Source organism: Caulobacter sp. GW821-FHT10A10, from assembly GCF_059415745.1.
The window spans coordinates 106571-118883 of record NZ_JBWKNV010000010.1 but is presented as its reverse complement, the minus strand read 5'-3'; the positions used below and the strand labels follow the sequence as shown (position 1 = coordinate 118883).

The following is a 12313-nucleotide window of genomic DNA, read 5'->3' as shown; positions in this document are numbered from 1 at the left end:
GAAATATGCTGTGCTTTGTGACCGGCTTTGGGCCCGAAATACCACGAGAAGCTCTGACCGCCGTAGAGGAACTGGAAAGTGTCGTCCAAGATTTCGACGCTTTCATCAAGCGCCGAAAGGGAGCCGCCAACATTGTTATCAGCTTCATCGCGATCAATCCTGCGAGGGGCGCTATACCCAACTCCACTACTTTGAAACGGCTGAGCCGAGAATTATGGTCGACCTGGAACATTAGCCATGACGATTTCCTGCAAAGCGACAACCGTCGCCGGAGAGAAATCCTCAAGGCCGGGGCAGCGGATGCGATCCGTGCTTTATCTGGAAAATACCTGCTAGAGGACGATGCCAACCGGCTCGCAGAGGCGGTGGCCTCGGTTTAGCGACATCGCACCCTGGCAAAATCACAAGGGACGAAGGACCACCGCCGACTATCCGGTGGTCCAGGCCACGATCCAGGGCTTGATCGACATTCAAGGGCGGTCAGATCTCTGAGAGCGACAGCCGCTGAGTTGGGTAGGTGATCTGCCGCGAGAAGCTGATGGGCCGATTACGGCGACCCAGGCACGTTGCTGCGGCGCTATTCCCCCAGCTATGGCTTTGACGAATGGTAGTGTGTTGAGAGGGCGTCTGTGTCGGCGATCCTAGAACTGCACGCCGACTATCAGGGCTCAGTGATCGCCGCGGGAGCGCGCCAATCGGTGATTAGAGCGGTTAACCCTGATACGGATGTTGCGTCGTTCAGATCGTTGAAGACGGATTTTTTGTTCCTGACGGCGAGGCCATCCAAATTTGAAGGATGGGGCTTCAGGTGCCTCGGGAGCCTGAAATTTCCGCCTCCTCACCTCGCCGGGAAATCGACCGCCTGCGGGTGGCCGGCGAAGCCGCCGCCGCCGGTGTAGGGCAGGCAGCCGCTGAGGGCGGCAATGGCGCGGGCCTCGGCGATCAGGCGGGCGTCGCTCGGCGGGGCGTTGTCGGGGCGCAGAATCCTCGGCGGGCTGGCGATCAGGCCGCGGCCGTCGAGGGTGACCTCCAGCTTCACCGCCACGCCCGAGCGTCCGGGCAGCTTCTTCCAGCAGGGCTCGACGAAGCCGAAGAGGCCGCCCGCGCCGGCGCCCTTGCCGTTGGTCGGGGCCGACGACCGCGGTCCGGCCGAGGGCTTGGCCGTCTGGCCCTCACGGTCCCGTCCTGCGCCCTGTCCGCCGTCGTCGCGCTGTCCCTTGCCCTGGCCGACGCCGTCGGCGTCACCGCGGCTGCGTTCGGTGCGCGCGGCCTCCACCGCCTCGAGCAGGCTGCGGGCGCTGGCGCGCGGCTGGTCCTGGGGCACGGGGATGGCGATTGCGGGATCGGCCTGGCGCAGCTTGGCCAGCAACTGGGCGATCTGGGTGGACTGGGTCTGCGACGGGTCCGGCTGCTGCGCGCCTGCGCGGCCGGAAAGCTCCACCGCCACGTAGGGCTCGACCGGGCCTTCTGCCTCGCCGCCACCGGGCGTGGCCGGCTCGCCGCCTGGTAGACCGAAGATCGCTAACAGCAGGAACGCGTGCAGACCGACCGACGTCATGAGCGCCAAGGTGTCGCGTCGGGTAAGATTTCGCGCGGAGCGAGCGGTGCGGTTGAAGATCAAGGCGAGTAACCACTGGTTGCGCACCGGGCTTATATGATAGATTCGACGTTCGAAAGTTCTTGTACGAGGGGCGGGGCGTGTCTGGGGCGACGCGCACCGATTTTGTCATCATCATCGGCGCTTTTCATCGCGACCCGCGCGGCGTTGACGGGTTCGCCGCGGTCGACGCGTTGGTCGCGCTGGTCGTGCTGTCCATGTGTCTGGCGCTCGTGCTGACCGCGGCCCAGGCAGCCCGCCGCGCCGCCGAGACGGCCGCCGAGATCGCCGCCGCCCAGGCCCTGCTGCGCTATCTGGCCGAGACCGCGCCGGCCCGTATCGACCAGGCCTCCGGCCGCAGCGACCGCCTGGCGTGGTCGCGCGAGGTGTCTGCGATTACCGGCCAGACCCTGCGCCCGCGGCTGTGCCGCGTCGTCGTCCGGCTGCGCGGCGAAAAGAGCCGTCGCCGCTATGAGCTTTCCACCGAGCGCCCCTGTCCGGAGGCGGCCTGATGCGCGAGGACGGCTACACCCTGGCCGAGGCGCTGGCGGCGATCGTCATGATCGGGCTGGCGATCGGCGGCCTTTCCCAGGCGGTGCACGTCATCGGGCGGCTGCAGGCCGGCGCGGCCGCCGGCGTCCAGGCGCAGGCCCGCCAGGGGCGCCTGCAGCAGGCGCTCGACCGGCAGATGGCCCAGGTCGGCCCGGCCTGGTCGGACGCCGGGCCCGCCGAAGGCTCGGCCGGCGCCGCCAGCCTGCCCTGCGGCGGCGACGCCGTCTGCGGCCTGGCGCTGACGAGCGACGCGGACGGCGGGGTCCTGTCGATGGTCGATGCGCGCGGCGTGCGCCGCAGCGTCGTGTTCGGCGCCGTCCGGCCGGTGCTGCGCTTCGTCGACGCGGCCGGCGTCCACGACGCCTGGCCGCCGGCCGCGCCCACCCCGCGCCGGCCGTTGCTGGCCGTGGCGGTGGTCGACGCGGGGCGGGGAGGGCGTCCCCTGGCCGTGGGGCGAATCTGGTCGCGTCAGCCGGGCGCGTGCCAGTTCGACGGGGTGTCCGGCCATTGCAGGAACGCGTCTTGATCACCCCCGCCAATCTCCAGCTCATCGAGGCCGAGGCTGTCGACGCGGCTCCCGAGCCCGAGGTCGCCGAGGCCCGGGTCTTCGCGCGCTCGATCACGGCGCCGCCCGGCTGGCCCTGGGAGCAGGTCCGCGCCGCGGGCCTGGAGGCGCGCCACGCCGCGCCGCTGCCGTTCGGCGAGGTCGCCCACCAGGTGCGGCGACTGGAAGCCTGGCGCGCCGGCCGTCCCACCCGCTTCGCCGCCTTCTACGTCCGCCGCGCCGAGGTCGGCGAACGACTGGAGGCCGAGGTCCTGCTGAGCGGCGAGCGTCACAAGGTGGTGTTCGTCTCCGCCGAGCAGCAGCGTCGCCGCCTGCGCCTGCTGGTCGGGGTCGGCCTGGGCGCGGGGCTTCTGGTGTTCGGTGCGATCCTCGCCGCCGCCGCCGCCCGGCACGCCGGCGAAGAAGCCGAGCAGCGCCTTTCGGCCTTGGAGACGCGCGCCGCCGCCGACCTGAGGCGCGCCCAGGTTTTGCGCCGTCAGCGCCAGCTGTCGGCTGCGATCGAGGATCGCGACCGCGGGCCGGGCTTCGAGGCGCCGCTGTCCGAACTGGCCTGGAGCGCCCGCGGCAAGCGACCCGAGGCCCGCATCCTGGCCTGGCATTGGGAGCCGGGCCTGACCGCCGTGGAAAGCCGCGGCAAGGATTCGCCCTTCGTCGTCTCCGACCGGCCGGTGGAGCGCTCCGGCGCGCCCGTGCGGCGCGGGGTCTGGCTCTGGGGCGTGGGCGCCAGCTCGTCCGCCGCCCCCACCGCCGCGGAGGTCCGGCCATGAGCCCGCGCCTCGCCGTCCCCGGACCGGTGCTGATGTTCGGCGGCTTCGTCGTCGCCGCCAGCCTGGCGCTGGTCGCCGCCTGGGGCCTGGCCAGCCTGGCCCAGCCGGCCGATCTCGACGCGCGGCTGGCCGCCGTCGACGCCGTGCAGCAGCGCACCCAGGGCCTGCTGGCCGGGCGAAGCGGAAGCGTGGTCTACGCGGCCGAGGCGGTTTGCCCCTCGACGGGCGCCGCCGACCTGGCCGCATTGCGCGCCCGTCTGAACGGCCTGGCCGCCGCCGCCGGGCTGAGCGAGGTCCGCGTCGAGGTCGCGGCCAGCCAGCCCGCGTTCGGCGATCCGCTGTCGCCCGCCGGTTTTGAGATCGCCGCGCGCGGCCCCTACGCCGCCGCGGTGGGGCTGGTGGACGCCCTTCAGCGCGGCCCGGCCCTGGCCTACGCCGACGCCGTCGATCTGCACGCGGAGGACGCCGCCGCCGTCCGCATCGCTCTCAAGGGACGCTTCTATTGCTGGACCGCCGCCTCACGCTGATCCTCGCCGCCGCACCGGTCGGGCTGGCGCTCGGCGTCGCCGCCTGGGCGGCCGCCGGCGGTCCCCAGATGGCCGACGAGCGCATCGCCGCCGTCGAGGCGGCCCAGCCGCGCATCGGCCGCGGGCGCAAGCCCGCCTTAGTCGTCGCCGGCGACTGGGCCGGCGCGCCGTCGCTGTTCGACTCCGTCGTGCCGGCGGAGCCGCAGGTGCGGCTGCTGGGCGTCTCGCGCAGCGCCCGCCGCACCGCCGCTCTGGTGTCGATCGGCGGCGGGGTCGCGGTCTGGATGACCCCGGGCGAAACGCGCGATGGCGTCACCCTGGAGTCGGTGCTTGGCGGCGCGATCACCATCGACACGGTGAACGGCCCGCGCGACGTGCGGCTGGGCGAGGCCACCAGCGGCGCGACCGGAACCGCCGGCGGCGCGGCGACGACGATCAGTATGGCGGGCAGCATGGCGGGGCAGGAGCCCGCGCCGCCGGCCGGGCGCGGTCCGCCGCCGCCGGCCAGCGCGCCGGCCGGCAGTGGACTATGACGGGGTATCTGGGCGTGGGGCGTGGTTTGAATCGTTTGAAGTATGGCGCCGCGGCGATCTGGCTGGCGCTGGCGCCGGCGGGCGTCGGCATGGTCGCGCCGGGCCAGGCCTGGGCGCAGGGGCGGGCGGAAACCTACGCCTTCGCCTTCCGTGACGCCGACATCGCCCAGGTCGTCGAGGAGATCCTCGGCTCGACCCTGAAGGTGACCTACACCGTCGATCCCGGCGTCACCGGCAAGATGTCGTTCCGCATCGACCAGCGCCTGACCCGCGCCCAGCTTTACGAGGCGCTCGAGGCGGCCCTGGCCGCCAGCGACGTGGTCATGGTGCGCGAGGGCGACAGCGTCCGCGTCACCCCGCGGTCGAAGGCAAAGGGCGGGGCGGGGCTCCGGACAGTGGGCGACGGTTCGCGTGGGCGGGCCGGCTACGACGTGCTGGCCGTGCCGATCTCCTTCGTCGCGCCGAGCGAGGTGGCCAAGGCGCTGGCGGCGATGAGCGGCGCCGACACCGTGCTCTACGTCAACGACAAGCAGGGCCTGATCATCCTCGGCGGCGTCGGCTCAGAGCTCGACGCGGCGCTGGAGACGATCAAGGTCTTCGACCGTAGCGCCTTCGAGGGATCGCGCATCCGCTGGTTCGACCTGCGCCAGGTCTCGGCCTCGACCGCGGCCGGCGAATTGGAGCGCCTGCTCCAGGCCGGCGGCATGACCGCCGTTACCGTGGTGCCGCTGAAGCGGCTCAACGGCCTGGTGGTGCTGGCCCGCACGTCCCAGGCCCTCGACGAGGTCGGCGCCTGGGTGCGGCGTCTCGACGTCGTGGCCCCCGACGCCGGCTCCAGCCTGTGGGTCTACCGGCCGCGCGCGGCCTCGGCCGAGACCCTGGGCGCGACCCTGGCCAGCGCCATGGGCGCCGAAGCCGGCGTCGCCGGCGGCCAGCAGCAGGCGACGTCGAGCGCCTCGTCCTCGAACGGCTCCTCGAGCGGGAGCGGCGCGTCGGGAGCGGTCGCCCCGTCCTCGACCTCGTCGATCAGGAGCTCGGGCTCCGACGGCGAGGACGGCGTGCGCATCAGCGTCAACAAGGACGCCAACGCCCTGCTGATCTTCGCCTCGCAGTCGCGTTGGCTGCAGATCCAGAAGATCCTGGCCGAGATCGACCGTCCGGCCAACCAGGTGATGATCGAGGCCTCGATCCTGGAGGTGACGCTCAGCAACGACTTCCAGTTCGGCGTCGACTGGCAGTCGCTGGGGGCGTCCGGCAAGCTGACGGCCAGCTCGATCTACAACGACTCCGGCGCGGTGGCGCCGACCTATCCGGGCTTCTCGATCACCTACCTGAGCGGCGACATCAAGGCCGCGATCAACGCGCTCGGCTCCAAGACCGACGTCGAGGTGGTGTCGGCCCCCAAGATCGTCACGCTCGACAACAAGGCCGCCAAGCTCGAGGTCGGCGACCAGGTGCCGATCGTCACCCAGTCGTCCCAGAGCACCACGACCGGCGACGCAGCCCTCGTCAACACTGTCGACTACCGCAACACCGGCGTTATCCTGAACGTCACGCCGCGGATCACCGGCGATAACCGCGTGGTGCTGGAGGTGGCCCAGGAGGTCAGCTCGGTGGCCAAGACCGTCACCTCGGGCATCGACTCGCCGACCATCCAACAGCGCAAGCTGGAAAGCACCCTGGCCCTGGCCGACGGCGCTGTCGTCGCGCTGGGCGGCCTGATCAGCCGCTCGCGCACGCGCAGCGATTCCGGCCTGCCATGGCTGCGCGACCTGCCGGGGGTCGGCGGGCTGTTCAAGTCGCAGAGCCGCGACGACACGCGCACCGAACTGATCGTCCTGCTCAGCGCCCGCATCATCACCGATCCAGCCGGCGCCAACCGGGCGATGGACGACCTCTATGCCGACCTGCGCGAACTGAAGGCGCGAGGCATGCTGCCCGATGGCCGATAGCGCGATCGCCGACAGGACGGGGGGGTATGTCAGCGCCGCCGCGGTCGCCGTGGTGCTCGCGCTGGCGACCATCGCCGGCGGGGTGACGTTCCGCGGCGTCTCGGCCCTGCGCCAGGCCCAGCACGACCTGCAGGCGCTGCGGGCAGACTACGCCCTGGCCGGGGCTCAGGAGCGGGCCATGGCCCTGCTGGTCGCCGACACGGCCGACGGCCGGCTGGGCTTCACGGTCGACACCGACCTGGGCGCGGCGACCATTCTGGCCGAGCCGGAGCGCGACAAGCTGCGCCTGTCGGACGGGGTCCGCGAAAGCGACCTGGCCGCTCTCGACGTGGCCGAACCGGCGGCCCTGCGCGCGCGTCTGGCGGCCCTGGGCGCAGTGTATCCCACGCCCGAGGCGCTGGGCCAGTTGGCCGCCGCGCCGGCCTGGCGCGCCTGCGGCCCGTCCCTGGTATCGGCTTGGGGCGAGGCGCACGAGGTCGCGCTGGCGCCGCCGGCGGGCCTGGGCCAGCGCGGCGCGGGATCGCGCCTGGGCCAGGTCTGGCGCCTGCGGGCTCGTCTGGCCTCGGGCTGGACCGACGAGCGCCTGGTACGCTTCGTGGGCGCCGACGATCAGGCGGCGGCCGTGATATGGCGAAGCTTCAAGCGACAGGCGGACGACGCTGGTCGATGCGTTGGCAAGAAGGCGCAAAGCACATGAGGACTGGGCGCATGAACAAAGCGCGGGTGAATGCGGAGCGCCCCGGCGGCGAGGACGGCTACACCCTGACCGAAATGCTGGTGGTGATCGCCGTCATCGGCCTGATCGCCGCGGTGTTGACCCCCAGCCTGATGGGCCAGCTGGGCCGCTCGCGCGTGAAGGCCGCCGAGCTGCAGCTCGATTCCGTGGCCGCCGCGGTCGAGACCTTCCACAGCGATCTTGGCCGCTATCCCACCGAGGCTGAGGGCCTGGACGCCCTGGTCACCGCGCCGTCGGGCGAGGACGCCTGGACCGGGCCCTATGTCAGGAACGCCAAGACCCTGAAGGACCCGTGGGGCCAAGCCCTGATCTATAAGCTTGAGGACGAGGGCCAGGCCTTCGCGATCGTCAGCTACGGCGCCGACCGCAAGGAAGGCGGCTCCGGCGTTAAGCGCGACGTGCGCCGGCCGGAATGATCGCCGACTGGCCTCTCCTGGCCGTCGGCGCGGCCCTGGGCCTGGTGGCGGGCAGCTTCTGCGCCACGGTGGCCGTAAGGGCGCGCGCCGGCGCCGGCTCGGCGCTGGGTGGCCGTTCGCGCTGCGACCAATGCGGCCGGGCGCTGAGCCTGTTCGAGACCCTGCCCCTGGCGGCCTATGTCGCGCGGCGCGGCGCCTGCGGGGGCTGCGGTGGAGCGATCTCGCGCCTGCATCCGGCTGGAGAGGCCCTCGGCGCTCTGGTCGTGGTCTCCGCACTGGCGGTCGCCCCCTGGCCGCAGGCGGTTCCGCTGGCCCTGCTGGGCCTGACCCTGCTGGCGGCGGCCCTGATCGACGCGGCGGTGCTGCGGCTGCCTGATCCCCTGAGCGCGGCGATCGCCGGCTTCGGCGCTGTTCTGGCCTGGCAGGCCGAGCGGCTGGCGGAGGGGGCGGTCTGTGCGGCGCTGGCTGGCGGCGTGCTGCTGGGGCTGCGCTGGATCCTGGCTCGCCGGAAGGGGCGACAGGCCCTGGGCCTCGGCGATGTCAAGCTGGCGGCGGCCTTGGCCCTGTGGCTGGGGGCGTCCACGCCCTGGGCTTTGGCCCTGGCCGCCGGCGCCGGCCTGATCGTCCTGCTCGTCGTGAAACCGGCGGCCCGCCGCCTGGCCTTCGGTCCCTGCCTGGCGGCCGGCGCCTGGACCGTCGGCCTTTTGATGGAGGCCGGCGCATGGTCGATGTGACCCGCCTGGAAAGCGACCCAAGCGTGCGCCAGCGCGCCGCCCTGCTGGAGGGCCTGCTCGAGGCCGGCCTGGTCGACGCCTCGGCCGTGGCCCGCGCCGAACTGGTCGCCGGCCGCACTGGTCAGCCGGTGGAGCAGGTGCTCAACCAACTGGGCGCCCTGTCCGACGACGATCTGGCCCAGGCCTACGCCCAGGTGTCCGGCTGCGAGATCTGGCGGCCGGAGCGCCTAGCCCCCGTCGTCGATCTCGCCGCGCTCGGGGTGTCCGAGGAATTCCTGCGCCGGTCGCGGATCCTGCCCCTGCGCAAGGCGCGCGGCGGACTGGTCTGCGCCGCCTGCGACCCGCTCGACAACGAGGCGCTGTCGGGCCTGGTCTTCGCCACTGGCGAGGCGGTCAGCCTGTTCGTCGCCCGCCCGGCGGACTGGCGGCGGGCGATGGACGACCTGTTCGGCCAGGCCGGCCGCGCGGTGTCGGACGCGCCGGACGAGCGGCGCCTGGAGCGCGAGATCGACCAGGTGGCCGACGGCGCGCTCGAAGGCGGCGGGGCCCGCCTGGTGGCCGCCGTCTTCGAGGCCGCCCTGGCCGCCGGCGCCTCGGACATCCATTTCGAGCCGCGCCGCCACGACCTCTCCGTCCGCCTACGGATCGACGGGCGGATGATCGAGCACCGGGTCGTCTCGGCGGATCTCGCCGCGCCGGCCGTCTCGCGGATCAAGGTCATCGCCAACCTGAACCTTGGCGAACGGCGCCTGCCGCAGGACGGCCGCACCAGCTTCGTGGTCGGCGGCAAGGCGATCGACGTGCGGGTGGCGACCTCGCCGACGGTGTTCGGAGAAGCGGCCGTGCTGCGCATCCTCGACCGCTCGGCCATACCGCTCGACCTGTCCGCCCTGGGCCTGACTGGCCAGGTCACCCAGGCGCTGGGCAAGGCCGCCCGCACGCCCCACGGCCTATTCCTGATCACCGGCCCGACCGGCAGCGGCAAGACCACGACCCTCTACGCCATGCTGCAGAGCTTCGCCGGCTCGGCCAAGAAGGTGCTGAGCATCGAGGACCCGGTCGAATACCACTTCGAGCACGTTTCCCAGACCCAGGTCGCCGCCCATCTGGGCCTGACCTTCGCCGCGGCCCTGCGCTCGTTCCTGCGCCAGGACCCCGACGTCATCCTGGTCGGCGAAATCCGCGATCCGGAGACGGCGGCGGTGGCGGTGCAGGCGGCCATGACCGGCCACCTGGTTCTGGCCTCGGTCCACGCCAACGACGCCCTGGCGGTGCTGCCCCGCCTGCGCGACATGGGCGTGGAGCCCTATCAGCTGGCCGCCGCCTTCCGCGGCGCGGCGGCCCAGCGGCTGGTCCGGCGGCTCTGTCCGCATTGCCGTGAAGAGGTTCCGATCGACGCGGCGGGGCGGGCGATGCTGGCGGCCGCCGGGGCGGCGCCGGCCGAGCGCATGTTTCGGGCCGTCGGCTGCGGCGCTTGCAGCGGTGGCTATCGCGGCCGCCTGCCGATCGCCGAGGCCTTCATCGCCGACGAGCCGATGCTGCGGACGGTGGCCGAGGGCGGCGAGGTCGGGGCGTTGGCCGAGCACGCCCGCCGGCGCGGCCTGGCCTCGATGCTGGCCGACGGGCTCGCCAAGGCGACCGAGGGGCTGACCACCTTCGAGGAAGTGACGGCGGCGGTGCATGGCTGAGGCGGCGCGACGTTTCGACTATCTGGCGATCGACGGTCAGGGGCGCCGGGTCAAGGGCTCGGTCGAGGCCAGCGGGGAGGGGGCGGCGTTCGAGCGCCTGCGGCGCGACGGCCTGTCGCCCCTGCGCCTGAGGCCAGCGAGCAATTCTGTCGGCGGCGGCAAGGCCGGCCCGGGCCGCGGCGTCGACGACCGGCGGCTGGGCGCCCTGCTGGGCAGTCTGGCCGACCTGCTGCGCGCCGGGGCCGACATCCGCTCGGCCCTGGGCATCCTCGGCGGCCCCGGCGCGCCCGCGGCCGTTTGCGACCTATGTCGCAAGCTCGCCGCCCAGATCGGCGGGGGAGAGGCGCTGGAAGCGGCCTTCGCGCGCAACCTGCCGTCCCGCGACGCCTTCGTCGCCGCCTTCATCGCCGCCGGCGAGGCCTCCGGCGATCTGCCGGGCGGCCTGCAGCGGGCCAGCGACCTGATGGCCTCGCGCGACAAGCTGCGCGAGCAGCTGATCTCCACGCTGTCCTATCCGGTGTTCGTCCTGATCAGCACCGTGGTGGCGATGCTGGTCATCCTGCTCTTCGTGGTGCCGACCCTGACGCCGCTGGTCGAAACCTCCAACGGACCGCCGCCCGTGGTGCTCGGGGCGCTGATCTGGGCCAGTGCGGGGTTGCAGGCGGCCGGGCCGTTCCTGGCGGCCGGGCTGGGCGTCGCGGCCGTGGTCCTGCTGGCGCTCGTTCGCGCGGGCCTGCTGGCCGGACCCTTTGACCGCCTGCTGATGAACGGACCGACCCGCCTGCTGGCGCGACCGCTGGTCTACGGACGCTTCGCGATCGGTCTGGGCGGCATGCTGGCGGCTGGCGCGCCGATGTCGGATGCTTTGCGGCTGGCGGTGCGCGGCGTGGGCTCGGCCGCGGCGCGGGAACGCCTGGCCGGGGTGGCGCCGCTTGTGCGCCAGGGCGTGGCCTTGTCGTCGGCCCTGGAGCGTACGTCGGGTTTTCCCGCCGCCGTCGCCCGCCTGGCCGCCGTGGGTGAAGCCTCGGGCGCACTTGGGGCGATGCTGGCTCGTGGCGGACGCCTCGAGGAAGAGGCGGCCATGCGACGCATCGAAGCGATCGGACGCATTGCTGGGCCGGTGCTGATCGTCCTGCTGGGCGGGATGGTTGGTCTGCTGATGGCGGGCCTACTGTCGGGTGTGACCGAACTTGGTGAGGCGGCCTTGCGGTAGGGTCGTTCCCTGGAACCCTTCGTGCTCACGATGGACCCCTTGCGGCTACGCCGCAGGCGGTGAGCGACAATGCAGGCGGCTCGTCGACATCCGAAATGACCCGCTGGCCGTGCATTTCAAAACATATCAATCGCCATCAAGCTTTGCTGTATTGACGCTATCTCGCCTAATTCATTATCCCCAGTTGTGTGTGGCGCTCATGCGCGCTGGGGGCGGCTATGTATTGCAGTTTGGGGCGCGCGGTCAGCGCGGCCGTATTGGCGTCCGTGGTGGTGGCTGGCCAAGCCGCCGCTCAGCAATCGGTCTCATATCAGTATGACGAGCTTGGCCGCGTTATCGCGGTCACCTACAGCGGCGGCTCCAACGTCGCCTATGCTTATGACGCCGCCGGCAACCGCACCCAGCAGACCTCGGTTTCCAGCAGCCCGGCCCCGACGGTCGCAGCCGTCTCGGCCTCGGTCGCCTACAACACCACCACCCAAGTCGCCCTGGCGCCGTCGGGCAACTACACCGGCCTCGCGGTCGTCACCAGTCCCAGCCACGGCGCCGCGACGATCTCCGGAACCACGGCGACCTACACGCCCACCAGCGGCTACACCGGCGCTGATAGCTTCACCTATACGGCCACCGGCGCGGGCGGCACGAGCGCGCCGGCGACAGTCAGTCTGACCGTTTCGGCGCCGGCCGCGCCGACGGCAGCGGCGGTGTCGGTCACGATCGCCTACAACACGGCCAAATCGTTCAGCTTGTCGCCGGGCGGGACCTATACCAGCCTGGCCAAAGCGACGAACCCCAGCCATGGGACGGCGACGATCAGCGGCGCGACGGCGACCTATACACCCACGAGCGGCTATTCGGGCGCCGACAGCTTCACCTACACGGCCACCGGTCCTGGCGGCACTAGCGCGGCGGCGACCGTGTCGATCACCGTCGAGCCGTCCGGCGACGACGACGGCTGCACCACCAATCCGACGACTGGCGTGACGACATGCGCCTAGCGCCGCCGTCCCGCGCTGATGTCCGTCCCGTGTCT

Annotated in this window: 14 protein-coding genes; 13 read left to right on the top strand and 1 reads right to left on the bottom strand. The window is 72.1% G+C overall.

Features of this window, described 5'->3' with window-relative positions; translation table 11 throughout:
• The first annotated feature begins 5 nt into the window (after positions 1-5).
• Positions 6-380: a hypothetical protein gene (locus tag AC07NS_RS23605; RefSeq protein ID WP_494607237.1), complete on the top strand. Its 375-nt coding sequence runs from the start codon at positions 6-8 to the stop codon at positions 378-380.
• Between the two features lie 458 nt (positions 381-838).
• Here the strand turns inward: AC07NS_RS23605 and AC07NS_RS23600 are convergent, their stop codons facing one another.
• Positions 839-1558 (bottom strand): hypothetical protein, encoded by a 720-nt coding sequence (locus tag AC07NS_RS23600; protein ID WP_494607235.1) that lies wholly within the window; start codon positions 1556-1558, stop codon positions 839-841.
• Between the two features lie 140 nt (positions 1559-1698).
• Between AC07NS_RS23600 and AC07NS_RS23595 the strand changes: the two genes are divergently transcribed.
• The 12 genes from AC07NS_RS23595 to AC07NS_RS23540 all read left to right on the top strand — a co-directional run bounded on the left by AC07NS_RS23595 (position 1699) and on the right by AC07NS_RS23540 (position 12278).
• Positions 1699-2109, top strand: coding sequence for a hypothetical protein (locus tag AC07NS_RS23595; RefSeq protein WP_494607233.1), 411 nt, complete (start codon positions 1699-1701; stop codon positions 2107-2109).
• A complete protein-coding gene (locus AC07NS_RS23590; protein WP_494607231.1) occupies positions 2109-2675 on the top strand; it encodes a hypothetical protein in 567 nt (188 codons plus the stop codon). Before AC07NS_RS23595 ends, AC07NS_RS23590 begins: the two co-directional genes overlap by 1 nt.
• Positions 2672-3481 (top strand): hypothetical protein, encoded by an 810-nt coding sequence (locus AC07NS_RS23585; RefSeq protein ID WP_494607230.1) that lies wholly within the window; start codon positions 2672-2674, stop codon positions 3479-3481. The genes AC07NS_RS23590 and AC07NS_RS23585 overlap by 4 nt, the downstream gene beginning before the upstream one ends.
• A complete protein-coding gene (locus tag AC07NS_RS23580) occupies positions 3478-4008 on the top strand; it encodes a hypothetical protein (RefSeq protein WP_494607228.1) in 531 nt (176 codons plus the stop codon). Before AC07NS_RS23585 ends, AC07NS_RS23580 begins: the two co-directional genes overlap by 4 nt.
• Positions 3984-4541 (top strand): hypothetical protein, encoded by a 558-nt coding sequence (locus AC07NS_RS23575; protein ID WP_494607226.1) that lies wholly within the window; start codon positions 3984-3986, stop codon positions 4539-4541. Before AC07NS_RS23580 ends, AC07NS_RS23575 begins: the two co-directional genes overlap by 25 nt.
• A gap of 26 nt (positions 4542-4567) precedes the next feature.
• Positions 4568-6493: a type II secretion system secretin GspD gene (gene gspD, locus AC07NS_RS23570; protein ID WP_494607225.1), complete on the top strand. Its 1926-nt coding sequence runs from the start codon at positions 4568-4570 to the stop codon at positions 6491-6493.
• Complete coding sequence (locus tag AC07NS_RS23565) at positions 6483-7190, top strand: hypothetical protein (protein ID WP_494607224.1); 708 nt, start codon at positions 6483-6485, stop codon at positions 7188-7190. The genes gspD and AC07NS_RS23565 overlap by 11 nt, the downstream gene beginning before the upstream one ends.
• 11 nt (positions 7191-7201) lie before the next feature.
• Positions 7202-7645, top strand: coding sequence for a type II secretion system major pseudopilin GspG (gspG, locus tag AC07NS_RS23560; protein ID WP_494607222.1), 444 nt, complete (start codon positions 7202-7204; stop codon positions 7643-7645).
• Positions 7642-8379 (top strand): prepilin peptidase, encoded by a 738-nt coding sequence (locus tag AC07NS_RS23555; protein ID WP_494607220.1) that lies wholly within the window; start codon positions 7642-7644, stop codon positions 8377-8379. Before gspG ends, AC07NS_RS23555 begins: the two co-directional genes overlap by 4 nt.
• Positions 8367-10067 carry a GspE/PulE family protein gene (locus AC07NS_RS23550; protein ID WP_494607218.1) on the top strand — a complete coding sequence of 567 codons (1701 nt, stop codon included), beginning with the start codon at positions 8367-8369 and terminating at the stop codon, positions 10065-10067. The genes AC07NS_RS23555 and AC07NS_RS23550 overlap by 13 nt, the downstream gene beginning before the upstream one ends.
• Positions 10060-11280: a type II secretion system F family protein gene (locus tag AC07NS_RS23545; RefSeq protein ID WP_494607216.1), complete on the top strand. Its 1221-nt coding sequence runs from the start codon at positions 10060-10062 to the stop codon at positions 11278-11280. The genes AC07NS_RS23550 and AC07NS_RS23545 overlap by 8 nt, the downstream gene beginning before the upstream one ends.
• Before the next feature lie 272 nt (positions 11281-11552).
• Positions 11553-12278, top strand: a complete 726-nt coding sequence (locus AC07NS_RS23540) for an Ig-like domain-containing protein (protein WP_494607214.1) — start codon at positions 11553-11555, stop codon at positions 12276-12278.
• The last annotated feature ends 35 nt before the right edge of the window (positions 12279-12313 follow it).

Excerpts from the sequence above, each read along its gene's own strand:
- AC07NS_RS23555 (WP_494607220.1), top strand. The coding sequence starts at position 7,642 with ATGATCGCCGACTGGCCTCTCCTGGCCGTCGGCGCGGCCCTGGGCCTG.
- AC07NS_RS23565 (WP_494607224.1), top strand. The coding sequence starts at position 6,483 with ATGGCCGATAGCGCGATCGCCGACAGGACGGGGGGGTATGTCAGCGCC.
- AC07NS_RS23545 (WP_494607216.1), top strand. The coding sequence starts at position 10,060 with ATGGCTGAGGCGGCGCGACGTTTCGACTATCTGGCGATCGACGGTCAG.
- AC07NS_RS23550 (WP_494607218.1), top strand. The coding sequence starts at position 8,367 with ATGGTCGATGTGACCCGCCTGGAAAGCGACCCAAGCGTGCGCCAGCGC.
- AC07NS_RS23590 (WP_494607231.1), top strand. The coding sequence starts at position 2,109 with ATGCGCGAGGACGGCTACACCCTGGCCGAGGCGCTGGCGGCGATCGTC.
- gspG (WP_494607222.1), top strand. The coding sequence starts at position 7,202 with ATGAACAAAGCGCGGGTGAATGCGGAGCGCCCCGGCGGCGAGGACGGC.
- AC07NS_RS23605 (WP_494607237.1), top strand. The coding sequence starts at position 6 with ATGCTGTGCTTTGTGACCGGCTTTGGGCCCGAAATACCACGAGAAGCT.
- AC07NS_RS23600 (WP_494607235.1), bottom strand. The coding sequence starts at position 1,558 with ATGACGTCGGTCGGTCTGCACGCGTTCCTGCTGTTAGCGATCTTCGGT.
- AC07NS_RS23580 (WP_494607228.1), top strand. The coding sequence starts at position 3,478 with ATGAGCCCGCGCCTCGCCGTCCCCGGACCGGTGCTGATGTTCGGCGGC.